Below are 18,725 nucleotides of genomic sequence, written 5' to 3' on the forward strand. Positions count from 1 at the left end.
CGTCGCCGCCGGCGAATCAAAATTCAAGAGGATTCCTATGAATGTGAAGAATTGGATGGCCGCGGCATCGCTCGCGCCCGTGCTGGTTGCCTGCGGCGGCGACGGCGACCCGCCGCCCGCGCCGGTAGTCCGGCTGTGCCCGCAGACCATCGACTACAACACGGTGTTCATCGGCGGGTCCGGCTCGGGCGAACTCGTGAAGGTGCAGCTCGACACGACGAAGATGACGTACCGGATGACCTACCTTGCATCGCCGGTGCCGGCCACCACCGGCACGGTGCAGCCGACGCGCGACACGGCGCCGGCCAACGTCGTCGACGGCACGCTGGCCGACGAGACCGGCCTGCCGACCGTGAAGCTGAACCAGTGCACGTTCCGGATGCAGAACGCGAGCCTCGACCCGAGCCGGCCGGCACGCCTGTTCCTCGGCGAAGGCGTGCTGGGCGGCGCGATTCCCGGCGCGACGATCCAGTTCGACGGCGTGATCGGCGTCGGCAGGATTGCGAAGACGACGTTTCCGTATTACCCGTTCATCAGCTTCTCGTCGCTCGAAACCGACCTGTCGAAGATCGCCGGCACGTACAACCAGCTCGGCTACCACCAGGTGCCGTCGCAGAACTTCCAGCCGGTGGCGCTCGACCAGCAGGTGACGATCAACGCCGACGGCAGCTACGTCGAGACCGACAACTTCGGCAGGAAGAACGGCGGGCAGGCGCTCGCGTCGAGCGCGACCGTGAACCAGCCGTTCATGCTGCGTGCCGATGCGCCGGCGTTCCAGTCGCTGAACTACCAGCCGCAGATTCCGCCGACGCTCGCCGCGCTCGATCCGGCGAAGGCCGGCAAGGGAATCCTGATCGTCGGCAAGCTGCGCAACCAGCTCGTGCCGATCTTCATCCGCACCGGCGCCGCGAACGCGGACCTCACGCAGGGCCAGCCGAGCGCGGACGACGAATCGGGAATCTCGTTCCTGAGCCCGCGGGCGGCGGTCGTGCAGGGCTCGCAGAACGGCGAGTACACGGGCGTCGACAGCGCGTTCAACTATCGCGCGACCGCGCTCGTCGGCGCGCAGGCGACGCTGCTCGACCCGTTCAACGCATCGCAGGCCGCGCTCACGCGCGCGCTGAACCTCGATTACACGCAGCAGGTGCCGGGCGTCGTGACGACCGTGCATGCGGACGCGGCATCGGGGCCGGCAACCGGCAAGTTCGTGTTCACCGGCGGTGTGTTCGGCTTCCTCGACATGGCCGATACGAGCAATCCGTACTTCACGGTCGGTGCGTTCGTGCAGTGACCACGCGCGGATGGAGACACGGTGGCGCCGCGCGCAGGTGCGCGGCGCCCGGACAGAATGAGGGGGAGACTTCATGAAGAAGCTGATTGCCGCAGGTGTCGTCGCAGGCGTGTCGACGCTCGCATCGGCCCAGCAGGCGGGCGACAACGTCGCGACGCTGGGCTGGCTGCACATCATGCCGCAGGATTCGACCAACGGGCTGACGACGAATCTCGCAAACATGCCGATCAACGGGCCGCTGCGGCTGCCCGGGTCGTTCACGTCGCCGGGCACGAGCCTGACGGTCAACAACGCCGATACGGTCGGCCTCACGCTCACGCACTTCTTCACCGACCATATCGCGGTGACGTCGGTGCTCGGCGTACCGCCCGAGTTCACGCTGACCGGACACGGCGTGATCCGGCCGCCGGGCCCGGCCGGCGCGCTCGGCAGCGTCAATATGGACAATCCGGCGAATCAGCCGGCCGTGAAGAATGCGCGGCAGTGGAGCCCCACGATCATTCTGCAGTACTACTTCAATGCACCGACTGCGAAGTTCCGTCCGTTCGTCGGGATCGGCGTGGCCTACAGCTGGTTCAGCAACATCGAACTGAACGGCAACTTCGCGAAGGACATCAACGAAAACCTCGGCAGCGTGCTGGCTGCCGGGGCCGGCAAACCGGGGCCGACGTCGGTGGAGGGCAAGGCGTCGTCGTCGTTCACGCCGGTCTACAACGTCGGCGCGAGCTATGCGATCGACAAGCACTGGGGGCTCACGGCGACGCTGACCTACATGCCGCTGAAGACCTATTCGTCGCTCGTGATCAAGGCCGCCGACGGGTCGACGCTCGCGACCACGCGCACGCGGCTGAAGGCCGATCCGCTGATCACGTTCGTCGGGATTTCCTACAAGTTCTGAGCCGCCCGGCGCGCAGCACGCGTGCCGGCGGCTTCCTGCGACCGAGCGGCCGGGGCAATCCGGCCGGGACGTCGCGTTCCTGGCGGCGTGCCGCCATTTGTGAAGAGAGGGGGCAGTTCAAATGAGCATTCGCAAAATCGTATCGCTTGTTGCTGCAGTGGCATTCACCGCGGTGTCGGCCGCGCCTGCATTCGCCGTGACCGTTTCGCGCGCCGATGGTCAGGCCATGAATCCGAACGGGGAGCCGTTCTCCGCGACGGGCCTCACGGTCCTGGCCAAGGGGGCGATCAACGCGAGTTGCAACGCGACGTTCAACGGCACGATCTCCTCGACGGGCATCGTCAACATCACGTCGACCACGTTCACGGGCGGTGCGACGTGCGGCCTGATCAGCGGCAGCGCGACCAGCGCGGCGCCGTGGACGGGCCAGGCCGACAGCACGACGCAACTGTCCATCAACAATGCGAAGGTGACCGTGTCGCTGCTCGGCACCTGCGGGCCGAGCAAGGTCGTGACGACGTGGAGCGATCCGAACTCGTCGCTGACGTTCAACAACGCGGTGCTGACGCCGGACTGCACGGTCAGCGGCACGGTCGCCACGTCGCCGAAGTTCCACGTGCAGTAAGCGTCGCGTGATCGAGGCCGGGCGCCCGCCATGGACGAGGGCCGTGCAAGGATGTGTGGCGGGCGTTCCGGTTTCTCGATGCGTTCGCGTCGTCGCGCGTATCGGCGCGACGACCGGCTGGCCGCCTGCTTCGCGATCCGATGCAGGTGGCCATGCAGCGGGCCGGTGCGACGCACCGCGCCGCCTGCTTCGACCGAAGCCCGAAACGAAACCACCATTCCGATTCGCCAGAACCATTCCGGACCACCCATGCTCACCGACCCAGCGAAGTATGGCGATGCCCGCGGTGCGACGCCTGACCGGCTGCGCACGGCCGCGTGGCTGCAGTACCTGATCGAACATCTGCATGAAGCGGCTTGCGTGACGACGGCCGACGTCGACGCAACGGACGGTCCGCCGTCGCCGCGCGCGGCACGCGTGCGGGCGGGCGTGAACCGGTCGCACGAAGCGATCGCCGTCCTGCACGCACTCGCGCCGTGGATTGCGACGGACGGCGGCGGTTGCGTGTGCGACGCGGGCTATCCGCCCGGCGCGTGCATGCACGTGCCCGACGCGCGGCAGCTTGCGCACGCCGAGCGATGCTGCCCGGGATCGCGCGCGGTATTCGAAGCCGCGCATGGCTTCGTCGATGCGTGGGCCTTCGACGATCCCGACGACGGCTGGGCCGCGCTCGAGCGGATTGCCGTCGGCGTCGGATCCCGCGGCGGCGGCGCCGACGAGCATGAAGTGCGGGAACCCTGCGCGAACGGCGAAGCACCGCCAGCGAAGCACCTGAGAGAACGACGCGCGGCCGTCGCGGCGGCCTGCGTGGAGCCGTCGGCCCGGCCGGGGGCCGTCATCGACGCGATCGTGCTGCGCGTCTGCGGGCCGCGCGACGATGCCGCACGCATCGACGAGATGGCCGCGCTCGCGATGTTCTGCGCGGAGCTGGCCGCCGGCCAGGGGATATCCTTTACCGCGTACGGCGGTCAGCACAATCTCGTGGCGCGCGCGATTCGCGAACGTCGCACCGATCTTGCGTCGGTGGACGGCCTGCTCGCGGCGGTGTCCGCGTGCCGGCTCGACCGGCTCGTCGGCGCGGGCAGCTTCTGGGCGTATTACCTGCTGGCGGGCATCGTGATCGCGGCGCCGGACAGGGTGCGCGAATTCGCACGCCGCTTCCATGGCGACGCGTGGCAGGCGTGGCTCGATGAAACACTGGCGTGGCCGGCGGTCGGCCGCTTCGGATTGAAGGAGGATGTCGCGTTCGACCGTTTGCGCGGCGCGATGAGCCTGACGTCGCGATCGAATCCGATCGTGCGCGCGAAACGCGTGCGGCCGAGGGCGGCGGCCATCACGCGGTTCAGTACGGGCGCCGACAGCGTCCAATGAAAAACGGCTCGAGGCGAGAACGCCCCGAGCCGTGCATGTTGCTGCTGCCGCCGCCGCTGTGCACGGGGGCGGGGTGCTGGCGCGGTTACGCCGTCTCGGGCTGCCGCACCGCCTTCGCGACATTCCGCGCCATCGCTCCGTTGGCGACGAAGTAAGGCACGTCGACCCGCGCCAGCGGCTTGCGGCCGCGGATCTTGTCCGCGATCTTCTCCGCGATCATGATCGTCGGCGCGTTCAGGTTGCCGGTCGTGATGATCGGCATGATCGACGCATCGACCACGCGCAGTCCTTCCAGCCCGTGCACGCAACCTTCTTCGTCGACCACGGCCATGTCGTCATGGCCCATCTTGCACGAGCACGACGGATGGAACGCGGTTTCCGCGCGGGCCCGCACGAACGCGTCGAGTTCCTTGTCGGTCTTGCAGTCGGCGCCCGGGTTCAGCTCGCGGCCGCGATAGCGGTCGAGCGCGGGCTGCCGCATGATCTCGCGCGTCGCGCGGATCGCGTCGCGGAACTCGCGCCAGTCGAGCGCTTCGGCCATGTAGTTGAACAGGATGCTCGGATGGTCGTTCGGATCGCGCGAGCGCAGCTTCACGCGGCCGCGGCTCGGCGAACGCATCGACCCGACGTGCGCCTGGAAGCCGTGCATCTCGATCGCGTTCGAGCCGTTGTAGTTGATCGCAACCGGCAGGAAGTGATACTGGATGTTCGGCCACAGGTCGTCGTCGCGCGTGCGGATGAAGCCGCCCGCCTCGAAGTGGTTGCTCGCGCCGAGGCCGGTGCCGTTCAGCAGCCATTCGAGGCCGATCTTCGGCTGGTTCCACCACTTCAGCGCCGGATACAGCGACACCGGCTCCTTGCACTCGTACTGGATGTACATCTCCAGGTGATCCTGCAGGTTCTGGCCGACGCCGGGCAGGTCGAGCACGACCGGGATGTCGAGTGCCTTCAGCCACGCGCCGGGGCCGACGCCCGAGCGCTGCAGCAGTTGCGGCGACGCGATCGCGCCGCTGCACACGAGCACTTCGCGGCGCGCATGCGCGGTCGCGCGCTCGCTGCCGCGCAGGTACGTGACGCCCGATGCGCGCTTGCCGTCGAACAGGATGCGATCGGCGAGCGCGTGCGTGACGATCTCGAGGTTCGACCGCACCTTCGCCTGGTCGAGGTAGCCGCGCGCGGTGCTGGCACGGCGGCCCTTCGGCGTGACGGTGCGGTCCATCGGGCCGAAGCCTTCCTGCTGATAGCCGTTCAGGTCGTCGGTGCGCGGATAGCCGGCCTGCACGCCCGCATCGACCATCGCCTCGAACAGCGGGTTCACGCCCGGCTTGCTGGTCGTGACCGACACGGGGCCGTCGCCGCCGTGATAGTCGTTCGGGCCGACGTCGCGCGTCTCGGCCTTCTTGAAGTACGGCAGGCAGTCGAGATACGTCCAGTTCTCGAGCCCCTTGTGCGTCGACCAGTTGTCGTAGTCGAGCGCGTTGCCGCGGATGTAGCACATCCCGTTGATCAGCGACGAACCGCCGAGCCCCTTGCCGCGGCCGCATTCCATCCGGCGGTTGTCCATGTGCGGCTCGGGGTCGGTCTCGTAGGCCCAGTTGTAGCGACGGCCCTGCAGCGGATAGGCGAGCGCCGCCGGCATCTGCGTACGGAAGTCGAAGCGGTAGTCGGGGCCGCCCGCCTCGAGCAGCAGCACCGTCACATCCGGATCTTCCGTCAGGCGCGTCGCGAGCACGTTGCCCGCGGAACCGGCGCCGCAGATGATGTAGTCGTATTCGCGTGTCGTCATGACGGGGTATCTCCTATCGTTCTCAAAACACCGGGTTGTAGCGGCCGAGCTCGACCTGTACCGACTTGATTCGAGTGTAGTGTTCGAGCGTCGTGATGCCGTTCTCGCGTCCGACACCGGATTGCTTGTATCCGCCAACCGGCATCTCGGCCGGCGATTCGCCCCACGTGTTGATCCAGCAGATGCCGGCTTCGAGGCGGTGGATCGTGCGGTGCGCGCGCGACAGGTTCTCGGTCACCACGCCGGCCGCGAGGCCGTAGCGCGTGTCGTTCGCGCGAGCGATTACTTCGTCCTCCGATTCGAAATCGAGGATGCTCATCACCGGCCCGAAAATCTCCTCGCGGACGATCTTCATGTCGTCGCGGCAGTCGCCGAACACGGTCGGCGCGACGTACTGGCCGCTGCCGAAGTGACCGTCGGTCAGGCGCGTGCCGCCCGCGAGCAGCTTTGCGCCTTCGGCCTTGCCGCTCTCGATGAAGCCGAGCACCTTGTCGAGCTGCGCGGCCGACACGAGCGGGCCGAAGTTGGTGTCGGCGTCGGTCGGCTTGCCGACGCGAATCCGCTTCACGCGTTCGAGCACGCGCTGCGTGAACGCGTCCTTGATCGAGCGATGCACGAACACGCGCGTGCCGTTCGTGCAGACCTGGCCCGAGCTGAAGAAGTTGGCGGTGACCGCGATGTCGGCCGCGCGGTCGAGGTCGGCATCCTCGAACACGATCAGCGGCGACTTGCCGCCGAGCTCCATCGTCACTTCCTTCAGCGACGACGCGCCGGCCAGCGACATCACCTTCTTGCCGGTCTCGACGCCGCCGGTGAACGACACCTTCGCGATGTCCGGGTGACCGGTGAGCAGCGCGCCGACCGAGCCGTCGCCCTGCACGACGTTGAACACGCCGGCCGGCACGCCGGCTTCCGTATAGATTTCCGCGAGCTTCAGCGCGGTGAGCGGCGTGACTTCGCTCGGCTTGAACACCATCGCATTGCCGGCCGCGAGCGCGGGCGCCGTCTTCCAGCATGCGATCTGGATCGGGTAGTTCCATGCGCCGATGCCCGCGCACACGCCGAGCGGCTCGCGGCGCGTGTAGACGAACGACTCGGCGCGCAGCGGCACCTGCAGCCCTTCGATCGCGGTCGCGAGGCCCGCGTAGTACTCGATCACGTCCGCGCCGGTGACGATGTCGACCGCGAGCGTCTCGCCGATCGGCTTGCCGGTGTCGCGCGTCTCGATGGCCGCGAGTTCGTCGTTGCGCTCGCGCAGCAGGTCGACCGCGCGCCGGAGGATGCGCGAGCGCTGCATCGCGGTCATCGCGGCCCATTCGCGCTGGCCTTCCCGGGCCGACGCGACCGCGCGGTCGACGTCGGCCGCGCTCGCCTGCTGCACCTGCGCGAGCAGTTCGCCGGTGGCGGGATCGACGGTGTCGAAAGTCTTGCCGCTGGTGGCATCGACGTAACCGCCGCCGATGTAGAGGCGCTGCAAACCGTATACGGACATGAGGATCTCCTTGTTGGCGACTGCGTGACGCGTCAGTCGGACGCGAGCAGCAGGTCGATGTAATCGTGGGTGAGCTTCAGTGCAGCCCGGGTGTCGATCGGGCCGCCGGCGAGCGCGCCGCGCAGCCACAGGCCGTCGATCAGCGCGGCGAGGCCGCTGGCGGCTTCCCGCGCCTTCGCGCGCGGCAGGGCCTTGGCGAACTCGGCGCACAGGTTCGAATGGAGGCGCCGCGTGTTGACGTGCTGCAGGCGCTTGAGCATCGGGTCGTGCATGCTCTGCGACCAGAACGCGAGCCAGGTCTTCATCACGGGCGCGCTGACCTGCGTGTCGTCGAAGTTCGCGGCGGCGATCGCGCGCAGCCGCGAACGCGGGTCCTTGCGAGCGGCGACGCGGCGCTGCGTGGTGGCGGCCCACAGATCGCGCAGCACGTGCCGCATCGTGGCTTCGAGCAGGCCGTCCTTGTCGCCGAAGTAGTGGCTGACGATGCCCGTCGAGATGTTCGCGCGCTGCGCGACCGATGCGAGCGTCGTGCCGGGCAGGCCGGCTTCGTCGATCGAGCGCAGCGTGGCGTCGATCAACTGTGCGCGGCGGATCTCCCGCATTCCGACTTTCGGCATCGCGAACTCCTTCGCCCGGACGGGCCGTTCCTGGAAGTCGAGAGCTTAGCGGTTTTTTATTGATCGTTCAATCAACAAAAAATGAGGGTCCGGTGGCGAATTGGCAGGCCGGAGGACTGCGGGCGATGTTCTGCCGCGATTGTGCAGGTGCGAAAAAAGAATTGAAAGGATGTTAAATAATTTTAAGTTTGTTTAAAACGATTCCAGCGAGGATGACTCAATGGTTTGGAAAATTTCCGGATTCGAATCATTACATGTCGAAAGAATGTCTAGTTATGTGAGAATCGCGGAAATCCGTGAATCAGAACGCTTGGTGTCGAGATCGGTGGTTTATGGAAATTCGTTTCAATCGGGCGATTGAATTCATGTATGTGATTGAATTTAAATGGAACAAGAGGCGAATCGGCTTGTATTGTGCCGAGCCGGCAAACGATTGCGGTCGCGTTGCAATCGATTCCGCTTACCATAAAAAATGCCGAAAAAATTTGAATCGGGCGTATTCCAGGGTGGAGTAGAGGGGATCGTTGGGATGACTTGAGCAAGTAATATTGCTCATATTAATATGGCGCCGCATTACGAGGAATGAATCGGCGCCGCGGGTATTTGCCGCGGTGCGTCGGCAATGGGCGCGGCCAACGGCCGCGTCACGGCCGGCGCCAGTCATTGCGCACCTGCAGCATGCCGCGACGCCGAGACGCCGCATCCACCGGAGAACGACGATGCCGACCGAAAAACACTTGGTCCCGCTACCGAATGGTCTGAAGGTCTACGTCGAACGGAACGTGTTCGATCCGTCGTTCGACACGGCGATGCTCGTCAACGGCGCGCTCGCGACGACCGCATCGTTCGGGCAGACCGTCCAGTATCTCGGCGAGCGGATGAACACGATCTGCTTCGACCTGCCGTATGCGGGGCAGTCGCGTCAGCATAACCCCGGCTGCTTCATCCTGACGAAGGACGACGAGGCCGCGATCCTCCAGCATCTGGTCGAACGCTTCGCACCCGCGTTCCTGGTGTCGGTGTCGTGGGGCGGCGTCGCGTCGCTGTTCGCACTCGCGCGCGGCTGCCCGAGCGTGCGGCGCGCGGCCATCTGTTCGTTCTCACCGTTCCTGAATGACGCGATGGTCGACTACGTGACGCGCGCCCGCGACCACATCGCGGCCGGCGAAAACCTGAAGGCCGCGCAGTTGCTGAACGACACGGTAGGCCGCTACCTGCCGCGCATCATGAAGCTGTACAACTACCGCTACCTGACGCGCCTGCCGCGCGACGAGCAGGACCAGGTCGCGTTCCACGTCGACCAGATCCTGTCGCTGCAGCCGGAGCGCTACCTGAGCGAGTTCTCGAACATCGGCTGCGAGCTGCTGTTCGTGAACGGCGAGCGCGATGAGTACACGACGCCGGCCGACGTCCGCCAACTCGTCGCGCACGTGCCGCGCGCGCGCTTCGCGACGATTCCCGATGCCGGCCACTTCCTCGACATCGAAGGCCGCGCGCAGCGCGAGACGACACGCGCGGCGCTGCTCGACTTCTTCTGCGATGCGCCGCCCGTTGCCGCGGGCCTCGCGCTCGGCGCCGCGCACGCGTGCGTGTCCGCGCCAATGCCGGCGATGTCGTCGTGACGCAGCACGTCGCGCACCGGGCACGTCGGGCACATCCGAATTCCTATCCACACGAGGCAGGCCAGCCGTGAATATCGTTCAGACCATCGCCATCGTCGTTCCCTGGGCCGCGTGGCTCGCCTACTGGATCGCGACGTCGCAGGCCGTGAAGACGACCGTGCGCAAGGAGGCGTCGCGCTCGCGCACGCTGCAGTCGATTCCGCTGATCGCCGGCGGCGCACTGATCATCCTGCCCGACCCGACGCTGCACGCGCTCGTGCCCGACTGGCAGCGCTTCGGCCTGCAGGCGCAATGCGGGCTTGCGGTGCTCGTCGCCGGGCTGCTGTTCTCGGTGTGGGCGCGGCTGCATCTCGGCACGAACTGGAGCGTGTCCGTCACGCTGAAGGAAAACCACGAACTCGTGCGCACCGGGCCGTATGGCCTCGTGCGTCATCCGATCTACACCGGCTGCCTGATCGCGCTGGCCGGCGCCGCGCTGATCGGCGGCGAGTGGCGCGGCGCGCTCGGCGTCGCGCTCGTGTTCGCGTCGCTCGCGTACAAGGTGCGCGTCGAGGAAAGCTGGTTGACCGGCCATTTCGGGCCGGCGTATGCACAGTACCGCCGCGAGGTCGCGGCGCTGATCCCCGGCTTCTATTGATCCCCGCGAGGCGCGCGATGGCGAAGGTGATCGTGACCGCGATCGGCTCGGCGGGCGACGTGCATCCGCTGCTCGGCGTCGCGCGCGCGCTCGCGATGCGCGGCCACGACGTCGTGTTCTGCACGCATCCGCCGTTCGAGGCGGCCGCGCGCCGCGGCGGTTTCACGTTCGTGCCGGTCGGCACCGCGGCCGAGTACGAGGCCGCGATGGCGAACCCGGCACTGTGGGATCCGCGCACGTCGTTCCGCACGCTGTGGCAGGTGATCGCGCCCGTGCTGCGCCCGCATTACGACGTGCTGCGCGCGCTGACCGATTGCGACACCGTGCTGGTCGGCACCCTGTGGGCGTTCTCCGCGCGCTTCATGCAGGAGCTGCACGGCACGCCGTACGTGTCGGTGCAGGTGTCGCCGTCGACGTTGCTGTCCGCGCACGTGCCGCCGACGCACCCGCGCCTGACGATTCCGGCGCGCTGGCCGCTGCCGGTGAAGACGGCGCTGATGACGCTGATCGAGCGGCAGGTGCTCGACCGCGTCTGCGGGCCGGCGCTCAACGCGGTGCGCCGCGACCTCGGGCTTGCACCCGCGCGGCGCGTGCTGGGCCGCTGGCTGCATTCGACCGACGGCGTGCTGTGCCTGTTTCCCGACTGGTTCGCGCCGGCGCAGCGCGACTGGCCGGCCCGTCTTCTGCAAGGCGGCTTTCCGCTGTTCAACGATATTGCGAAACCCGACGATGATGTGGCACTCGATGCGTTTCTCGCGGCCGGTGAGCCCCCGGTCGTGTTCACGGCCGGTTCGACACGCGTCGATCACGCGGCCTATGCGCGCGCGGTGGCGGACGCGCTGCGTGCGACCGGCGCGCGCGGGATCCTGCTGAGCCCGCACGATGCGGCACCGGACCGCGACCGGCTGCTGGTGCGCCGCTTCGTGCCGATGCGCACGCTGCTGCCGCGTTGCCGCGCGCTCGTGCATCACGGCGGGATCGGCACCGCGGCGCTCGCGTTCGAGGCCGGCATTCCGCAGGTCGTGACGCCGTTCGCGCACGATCAGTTCGACAACGCGCAGCGCGTCGCGGCAAGCGGTGCCGGCATACGCGTCGACGGCCCGGTCGACGGTGCGCGTCTCGGTGCGGCGCTCAGGCGCGTGCTGAGCGAGCCCGAATTCGCCCTGTATGCGGAGCGCACGCGCGCGCTGATCAACGCCGCGCCGGACGGATGCGAGACGGCCGCGGATTTCATCGAGCGCTTTGCACCGAAGCACGGACGCGCGATCTCGCCGGCCACGGTCGCGATGGCGGGCGCATGAGCACGGCATCGCCGCTTCAGGACACGCCCGCCGCCTTCGATGCGCGCGAACCCGCCCCCGCCGCGCCGCCGGTGCGCGGCGCCCGGCTCGCGCTCCTGACCTTCGCGCTGTCGCTCGCGACCTTCATCGAAGTGCTCGACTCGACCGTGACGAACGTCGCGGTGCCGGCGATCTCCGGCAGTCTCGGCGTCTCGAACAGCCAGGGCACGTGGGTGATCAGCTCGTATTCGGTCGCGGCCGCGATCGCGGTGCCGCTGACCGGCTGGCTCGCGCGGCGCGTCGGCGAGCTGCGGCTGTTCGTCGGCGCGGTGCTGCTGTTCACGCTGACGTCGCTGCTGTGCGGGCTCGCGCGCGACCTGCACGTGCTGGTGGTCTGCCGCGCGCTGCAGGGGCTGTGCTCGGGGCCGATGGTGCCGCTGTCGCAGACGATCCTGCTGCGCACGTTCCCGCCGGACAAGCGCACCGTCGCGCTCGCGCTGTGGGCGATGACCGTGTTGCTCGCGCCGATCTTCGGGCCGGTGGTCGGCGGCTGGATCGTCGACAGCTTCTCGTGGCCGTGGATCTTCCTGATCAACCTGCCGATCGGGCTGTTCTCGTTCGCGGTCTGCACCGCGATGCTGCGCCCCGACGCGCAACGCGGCGCGGCCGGCCCGATCGACGTGCCGGGCATCGTGCTGCTCGTGATCGGCGTCGGCTCGCTGCAGGCGATGCTCGATCTCGGTCACGACAAGGGCTGGTTCGATTCGCCGCTGATCGTCACGCTCGCGGTGGTCGCGGGGCTCGCGATCGTGTCGCTGCTGATCTGGGAGGCGGGCGAGACGCATCCCGTCGTCGACCTGAGCCTGTTTCGCGACCGCACGTTCTCGTTCTGCGTGCTGATCATCTCGCTCGGGATGATGAGCTTCTCGGTGGTGGGCGTCGTGTTTCCGCTGTGGATGCAGGCGGTGATGGGCTACAACGCGTTCCACGCGGGCCTCGCCACCGCATCGCTCGGCGTGCTTGCGCTCGTGTTCTCGATTCTCGTCGGCCTGCATGCGCACCGCTTCGACGCGCGCGTGCTGGCGACGTTCGGCTTCCTCGTGTTCGCGGCCGTGCTCGCGTGGGACGCGCATTTCACGCTGAAGATGACGTTCGCGCAGATCGCCGCGCCCGGACTGATCCAGGGGATCGGGCTGCCGTGCTTCTTCATTCCGCTGACGGCCGCGACGCTGTCGCGCATTCCCGACGACCGGCTCGCGGCCGCGTCGAGCCTGTCGAACTTCCTGCGCACGCTGTCCGCCGCGTTCGGCACCGCGATGAGCGTGACGCTGTGGGACAACCGCGCGACCTATCACTACGACGTCGTGTCGCAATCGGTCACGCATGCGTCGGCCAACACGCAGCGCTTCGTGCACACGCTGAACGCGATGGGCGTGGACGGCGTGCGCGAGCTGACGACGCTGCACCAGGTCGTGATGCAGCAGGCGTACATGATGGCGACGGGCGACATGTTCTGGATGGCGAGCATGACCTGCCTCGTGCTCGCCGCGATGATGTGGCTGACGCGGCCGAAGCGCGGCGCGGCGGCTTCGTTCGGACATTGAGGAGAGGGGCATGGCGACACTCGGCGCACTCGTGATCCTGTATCACCCGACCGACGCGCAGCTCGCGGCGCTCGGCGCGTGGCGGCATGCGTGCGACGCGCTGCTCGTCGTCGACAACACGCCGCGGCCCGATGCGCGCGCAAGCGAAATGTGCGCGCGCGCCGGCATCGCGCTGCTGCATCACGGCAATCGCGGCGGGATCGCGGGCGCGTATAACGCGGGACTTGCCGCGCTGTTTCGGGAGAACGTCGATGCCGTTGCACTGTTCGACCAGGATTCGTCGGTGCCGGCCGGCTATTTCGCGACGATGCGCGATGCCTGCGCGGGGCTCGCCGGGCGCGCGTTCCTCGCCGGCCCGCGCATCTTCGACGAGAACGCGCGCAGCTTCCTGCCCGAACTCGCGACGAACGGGATCGCGTTGCGCCGCTTGCGCCTCGCGCCCGACGCGCCGCTGCAGCGTTGCGCGTTCCTGATCTCGTCGGGCTGCGTCGTGTCGCGCGCCGCGTTCGACGTGCTCGGCCGCTTCGACGAGACGCTGTTCATCGATCACGTCGACACCGAGTACAGCTTCCGCGCGCTCGCGCGCAACGTGCCGCTCTATGTGGTGCCGTCGCTGGTGCTGCCGCACCGGATCGGCGCGAAGCAGCGTCACGCGTTCGGCCCTTTCGAAATGACGTCGATGAATCACTCGTGGCAACGGCGCTACTACAGCGCGCGCAATGCGGTGCAGCTCGGGATGCAGTACGGGCTGCGCTTTCCGGTGGCGATCGTGCCGAACCTGCTGACCGTGTGGCAGGTCGTGCAGATCGCGCTCGTCGAGCGCGACAAGCGCGACAAGCTCGCCGGCATCCTGTTCGGCATCGCGGACGGCCTGTTCGGCCGGCTTGGCCCGCTCGAGCGCACGCGGCCGCGTCTGACCGCTCGCGCGCGGCGCGTCCGGCAGGGATGAGGGCGGAGATGGAACGCATCACGAAAGCGGCGCGACCGGCGCGGCGCGGGCAGGGTGGCTGGACGATCCTCGCGGCGGCCGCGCTGCTGGCGCTGGGCGGCTGCGTGCCGTCGGGGTTCCTGCCGTCGCTGTCACTGCGCGCACCGGCCGGCGACGCGCTCGCACAAACCGCGGGGCCCGGCGCGGACGGCATGTGGCCCGCGCCCGACTGGGTGAAGCAATTGCAGGATCCGCAGCTCGACGAACTGGTCGCGGAGGCGTCGCGGAACAATCCCGATCTGCAGGTCGCGCAGGCGCGGCTGCGGATCGCGCAGGCGCAGCTGCGGCAATTCGATTCGCTGACGGGATTGACCGGCACGGCCGGCGCGACGGTCAGCCGCGCGCGGATGCCGAAGCCGGGCGACGTCGCCGACGTGTCGGCCGGCGGCTATCGCGTGCCGGTCGAGATCTTCGGCGATCCGGTCGTGTCGCCGTCGTCGGTGTTCGTCGGGCTGAACTACCAGCTCGACCTGTGGGGCAGGAACCGCGCGGCCACGAAGAGCCTGATGTCGCTGCGCGACGCGGCGGGTGTCGAGGCCGAGCAGGTGCGGCTCACGCTCGCGGTCGCGATCGTCACCGTGTATTGCCAGCTCGACCAGGCGTACGCCGTGCGCGACCTGCTGCAGCAGAAGCTGAAGATCAGCCAGCGCGTGACGGCCGTACTGCGCGAGCGCACCGCGCGCGGCCTCGACAACGCATACGACGCGAGCGACGCGTCGATCAAGCGCAGCCGCCTGCTCGAACAGATCGCGCTGAACGACGAGCAGATCAAGCTCGCGCAATTGCAGCTCGGCGTGCTGTCCGGCCGCGGCCCCGAGCGCGGGCTCGCGCTGCGGCGGCCGCGCGTCGGCGCCTTCCCCGGCGGCGCGCTGCCCGCGCGGCTGCCCGCCGATCTGCTCGGCCGCCGGCCCGATATCGTCGCCGCGCGGCTGCGCGTCGAAGCCGCGTTCGCGAATGCCGATTCGACGCGCGCGCAGTTCTATCCGGACGTGAACCTCGTCGCGCTCGGCGGCGTGTTCGCGCTGACGCCCGCGTCGCTGTTCTCGCGCGATGCGCTCGCCGGCTCCGTCGGCCCGGCGGTCTCGCTGCCGGTGTTCGATCGCGGCCGCCTGAAGGCGAAGCTCGGCGCCGACGTCGCACAGGCCGACGTCGCGATCGGGCTGTACAACAAGACCGTCGACGACGCGCTCGGGCAGGTCGCGCAGATCGTTACGTCGCTGCAGACCGCACAGACGCTCGTCGCGCAGCAGCAGGACGCCGTCGCCGCCGCGCAGAAGATCGTGCGGATCGCGGCCGACCGACATCGGCGCGGCGTGCTGATGCAAAAGGATGTCGATGTCGCGGACCTGACGCTGATCGACGAACGCGCGCAGCTGATTGCGTTGCTCGGGCGGCAGCGGACGCTGCGCGTCGGGCTGGTCGGCGCGCTCGGCGGCGGATTCGATGCGAGCGCAACGATGGCATCGGCATCGGCATCGACGTTGCCGGTTGCGACGCGGACCGCGCAAGGCGCGCGGCCGAAGCGCGGCGGGGCGGCGAACGCCGCTGCCCGCAACGCGGCGAATGCCGGCACGCAAGCGCGTCGCGCGGACGCGTCCGGCAATGACGCCGCGCCGCTTGCGGCGCGGATCGACCCGCCGGCGGCGATCGTGACGCCGCGCGGGGCGACGAGCGATACCGCGAGCACCGGCACGCGCGGCACGGCACCCGCTGTCGCCGTCGCCGCCGGCTCACACGTGCCCGCGATCCCCCTGTTCCAGCATGACCGCCTGATCGTTACGCAAAGCGACTGATGCACCACGACAACCTTCATACCGCCGCGCAGCCGGCCGCACTGGACGATCCGGCACTCGACGCGCGCCGGGCGACGCGCCGCAAGCGCTTCACGCTGTTCGTCGCGGCCGTGCTGCTGGCCGCGCTCGTCTGGATCGCGTTCTGGCTGCTGCGCGACCGCTATGACGAGGACACCGACGACGCATACGTCGCGGGCAGCATCGTGCAGGTCGCCGCGCAGATCCCGGGCGCCGTGACCGACGTGCTCGTCGCCGATACGCAGGCCGTGCGTTCCGGGCAGACGCTCGTGCGGCTCGACGACACCGAAGCGTCCGTCGCGTTCGCGCAGGCGAAGGCGCAGCTCGTGCAGGCCGTGCGGCAGGTCGCGAACGCGAAGATCTCGAACACGATGTACGTGGAAGCCGTGAACGCGCGCCAGGCCGACCTGTCGCTCGCGCGGCGCGCGCTCGCCGCGCGTTCGGGCGCGTCGGTCGAGATCGTCGCGCCGGAGGAACTGGCCCGCGCCCGCGCGGCGGTCGCCGGCGCGCAGGCGAACCTCGCGGCGGCGCAGGCGCAGCTCGAAGCGGCGCGCGCGCTCGGCAGCAAGCTGCCGGTCGACGAGAGCCCGGCCGTCGTGCAGGCCGCCGCGCAATTCAAGCTCGCGTACCGGAACCTGAAGCGCACGACGATCGTCGCGCCGGTCGACGGCACGATCGGCCAGCGTTCGGTGCAGGTCGGCCAGCAGGTCGGGCCCGGCGTGCCGCTGATGTCGATCGTGCAGCTGAACCGGCTGTGGATCGACGCGAATTTCAAGGAAGGGCAGATCCGCCACATGCGCGTCGGCCAGCCGGTCGACGTCGTGTCGGACCTCTACGGGTCGCGCGTCGTCTATCGCGGCCGCGTGCAGGGCTTCTCGGCCGGTACCGGCAGCGCGTTCTCGATGCTGCCGTCGCAGAACGCCGCCGGCAACTGGATCAAGGTCGTGCAGCGCGTGCCGGTCGTGATCGCGATCGATCCCCGCGACCTGGCCGCGCATCCGCTCAGGGTCGGGTTGTCGATGCGCGCGACGGTCGACACGCGCAACCGCGACGGCCATGCGCTCGACAGCGAGCCGCCGACGCCGGCCGTCAGCACGCGCATGCACGACGGCGTCGCGAGCGACGCGGAAGCGGCCGCCGCCGCGATCATTCGGGAGAATCAGGGCGGGTAACGCGCGCCCGGCTGGCGGGGCCGGCCGATCGCGCCGATCCGCCGGGCCCCGTGGCCGCGCGTTCCGGCCTTCCGCGCGCCCGCCTTCCCGCCGTCTTTCCGGCCCGACTTTCGGGTTTCCGCCATCGATGTCGGTACCGTTCAAACGCATGTCGGGTTTGAGACATCGGCGCCCCCGCCTCCGGGACTACTCTCGAACAGCACGTTGCAGGTGCGCCGCATCCGCCGGCGCGCAGCAGCGCCATCCAACGAGACATGGAGACAATACGATGAGCAGCAATCGAGGTGTCGTCTATCTTGGACCGGGCAAGGTCGAAGTTCAGAAGATCGATTATCCGAAAATGGTCGATCCGACCGGCCGCGCGATCGGCCACGGTGTGATCCTGAAGGTGGTGAGCACGAACATCTGCGGTTCCGACCAGCACATGGTGCGCGGCCGCACGACCGCGCCGGTCGGTCTCGTGCTCGGTCACGAGATCACGGGCGAAGTGGTCGAGGCGGGCCCCGACGTCGAGACGCTGAGGATCGGCGATCTCGTGTCGGTGCCGTTCAACGTCGCGTGCGGCCGCTGCGCGATGTGCAAGGACACGCATACGGGCGTGTGCCTGAACGTGAACCCGTCGCGTGCCGGCGGCGCATACGGCTACGTCGACATGGGCGGCTGGATCGGCGGCCAGGCCGAATACGTGCTGGTGCCGTACGCCGACTTCAACCTGCTGAAATTCCCGGACCGCGACCAGGCGATGGCGAAGATCCGCGACCTGACCTGCCTGTCCGACATTCTGCCGACCGGTTATCACGGCGCGGTGACCGCGGGCGTGAAGCCCGGTTCGACGGTCTATATCGCGGGCGCGGGCCCGGTCGGGATGGCGGCGGCCGCATCGGCGCGCCTGCTCGGCGCGGCGGTGACGATCGTCGGCGACATGAACGCGGAACGCCTCGCGCACGCGCGGGCGATGGGCTTCGAGACGGTCGACCTGTCGAAGGACGCGTCGCTCGGCGAGCAGATCGAGCAGATCCTCGGCGTGCCGGAGATCGACTGCGCGGTCGACTGCGTGGGCTTCGAGGCGCACGGCCACGGTTCGTCGGGCCATTCGGAGGAAGCGCCCGCGACGGTGCTGAACTCGCTGATGGAAATCACGCGGCCGGCCGGCGCGATCGGCATCCCGGGCCTGTACGTGACGGACGATCCGGGCGCGAAGGACAAGGCCGCGCAGCACGGCAGCCTGAGCATCCGCTTCGGCCTCGGCTGGGCGAAGTCGCACTCGTTCTTCACGGGCCAGACGCCGGTGCTGAAGTACAACCGCAACCTGATGCAGGCGATCCTGTTCGACCGTCTGCCGATCGCGAAGATCGTCAACGTCGAAGTGATCTCGCTCGATCAGGCGCCGGAAGGCTACAAGAAGTTCGACGGCGGCGCGCCGCGCAAATTCGTGATCGATCCGCACGGTTTGCTGGCAGCCTGACGCACGAACGACGGGCATGAAGCGGGCGGCACCGGCGACGGTGCCGCCCGTTTTCGCTGTGTTCCG

At 68.6% G+C, this 18,725-nt stretch carries 15 protein-coding genes; 12 read left to right on the forward strand and 3 right to left on the reverse strand.

The window, feature by feature from the left end; translation table 11 throughout:
- Positions 1–37 precede the first annotated feature (37 nt).
- The 4 genes from DIE22_RS04585 (at position 38) to DIE22_RS04600 (ending at position 4,185) form a co-directional block, all read left to right on the forward strand.
- Positions 38–1,291, forward strand: coding sequence for a DUF2957 domain-containing protein (locus DIE22_RS04585; RefSeq protein WP_124604627.1), 1,254 nt, complete (start codon positions 38–40; stop codon positions 1,289–1,291).
- A 73-nt stretch (positions 1,292–1,364) separates the two neighbouring features.
- Complete coding sequence (locus DIE22_RS04590) at positions 1,365–2,189, forward strand: OmpW family protein (RefSeq protein ID WP_124495085.1); 825 nt, start codon at positions 1,365–1,367, stop codon at positions 2,187–2,189.
- Between the two features lie 121 nt (positions 2,190–2,310).
- Positions 2,311–2,814 (forward strand): activator protein, encoded by a 504-nt coding sequence (locus DIE22_RS04595; RefSeq protein ID WP_124495087.1) that lies wholly within the window; start codon positions 2,311–2,313, stop codon positions 2,812–2,814.
- A 249-nt stretch (positions 2,815–3,063) separates the two neighbouring features.
- Positions 3,064–4,185 (forward strand): hypothetical protein, encoded by a 1,122-nt coding sequence (locus DIE22_RS04600; RefSeq protein WP_124604628.1) that lies wholly within the window; start codon positions 3,064–3,066, stop codon positions 4,183–4,185.
- A gap of 85 nt (positions 4,186–4,270) precedes the next feature.
- On the opposite strand, the gene betA is transcribed toward DIE22_RS04600, so the two are convergent.
- Genes betA through betI form a run of 3 tightly spaced genes read right to left on the reverse strand, consistent with a single transcriptional unit; the run spans position 4,271 to position 8,080 of the window.
- Entirely contained in the window at positions 4,271–5,971 is a 1,701-nt protein-coding gene (gene betA / locus DIE22_RS04605) for a choline dehydrogenase (RefSeq protein ID WP_124604629.1), read from the reverse strand.
- Between the two features lie 22 nt (positions 5,972–5,993).
- Complete coding sequence (betB, locus tag DIE22_RS04610; RefSeq protein WP_124495093.1) at positions 5,994–7,463, reverse strand: betaine-aldehyde dehydrogenase; 1,470 nt, start codon at positions 7,461–7,463, stop codon at positions 5,994–5,996.
- A gap of 32 nt (positions 7,464–7,495) precedes the next feature.
- Positions 7,496–8,080 carry a transcriptional regulator BetI gene (betI, locus tag DIE22_RS04615; protein WP_124604630.1) on the reverse strand — a complete coding sequence of 195 codons (585 nt, stop codon included), beginning with the start codon at positions 8,078–8,080 and terminating at the stop codon, positions 7,496–7,498.
- A gap of 719 nt (positions 8,081–8,799) precedes the next feature.
- Here betI and DIE22_RS04620 point away from each other — a divergent pair.
- The 8 genes from DIE22_RS04620 to fdhA all read left to right on the forward strand — a co-directional run bounded on the left by DIE22_RS04620 (position 8,800) and on the right by fdhA (position 18,659).
- Positions 8,800–9,702, forward strand: coding sequence for an alpha/beta fold hydrolase (locus DIE22_RS04620; RefSeq protein ID WP_124604631.1), 903 nt, complete (start codon positions 8,800–8,802; stop codon positions 9,700–9,702).
- Between the two features lie 67 nt (positions 9,703–9,769).
- Positions 9,770–10,339, forward strand: coding sequence for an isoprenylcysteine carboxylmethyltransferase family protein (locus DIE22_RS04625; protein WP_124604632.1), 570 nt, complete (start codon positions 9,770–9,772; stop codon positions 10,337–10,339).
- 17 nt (positions 10,340–10,356) lie between these two features.
- A complete protein-coding gene (locus DIE22_RS04630) occupies positions 10,357–11,640 on the forward strand; it encodes a glycosyltransferase (RefSeq protein ID WP_124604633.1) in 1,284 nt (427 codons plus the stop codon).
- Complete coding sequence (locus DIE22_RS04635; RefSeq protein WP_124495103.1) at positions 11,637–13,223, forward strand: DHA2 family efflux MFS transporter permease subunit; 1,587 nt, start codon at positions 11,637–11,639, stop codon at positions 13,221–13,223. The genes DIE22_RS04630 and DIE22_RS04635 overlap by 4 nt, the downstream gene beginning before the upstream one ends.
- A 10-nt stretch (positions 13,224–13,233) precedes the next feature.
- The gene (locus DIE22_RS04640) at positions 13,234–14,172 is read left to right on the forward strand and encodes a glycosyltransferase family 2 protein (protein ID WP_124495105.1); all 939 of its coding nucleotides are present in this window, start codon (positions 13,234–13,236) and stop codon (positions 14,170–14,172) included.
- A gap of 8 nt (positions 14,173–14,180) precedes the next feature.
- Positions 14,181–16,004: an efflux transporter outer membrane subunit gene (locus DIE22_RS04645; protein ID WP_185640541.1), complete on the forward strand. Its 1,824-nt coding sequence runs from the start codon at positions 14,181–14,183 to the stop codon at positions 16,002–16,004.
- A complete protein-coding gene (locus DIE22_RS04650; RefSeq protein ID WP_124495107.1) occupies positions 16,004–17,194 on the forward strand; it encodes an efflux RND transporter periplasmic adaptor subunit in 1,191 nt (396 codons plus the stop codon). The genes DIE22_RS04645 and DIE22_RS04650 overlap by 1 nt, the downstream gene beginning before the upstream one ends.
- Before the next feature lie 268 nt (positions 17,195–17,462).
- A complete protein-coding gene (fdhA, locus tag DIE22_RS04660) occupies positions 17,463–18,659 on the forward strand; it encodes a formaldehyde dehydrogenase, glutathione-independent (protein WP_124495111.1) in 1,197 nt (398 codons plus the stop codon).
- The last annotated feature ends 66 nt before the right edge of the window (positions 18,660–18,725 follow it).

It is taken from the genome of Burkholderia sp. Bp9142 (assembly GCF_003853415.1).
In the GTDB taxonomy this organism is placed as follows: Bacteria; Pseudomonadota; Gammaproteobacteria; order Burkholderiales; family Burkholderiaceae; genus Burkholderia.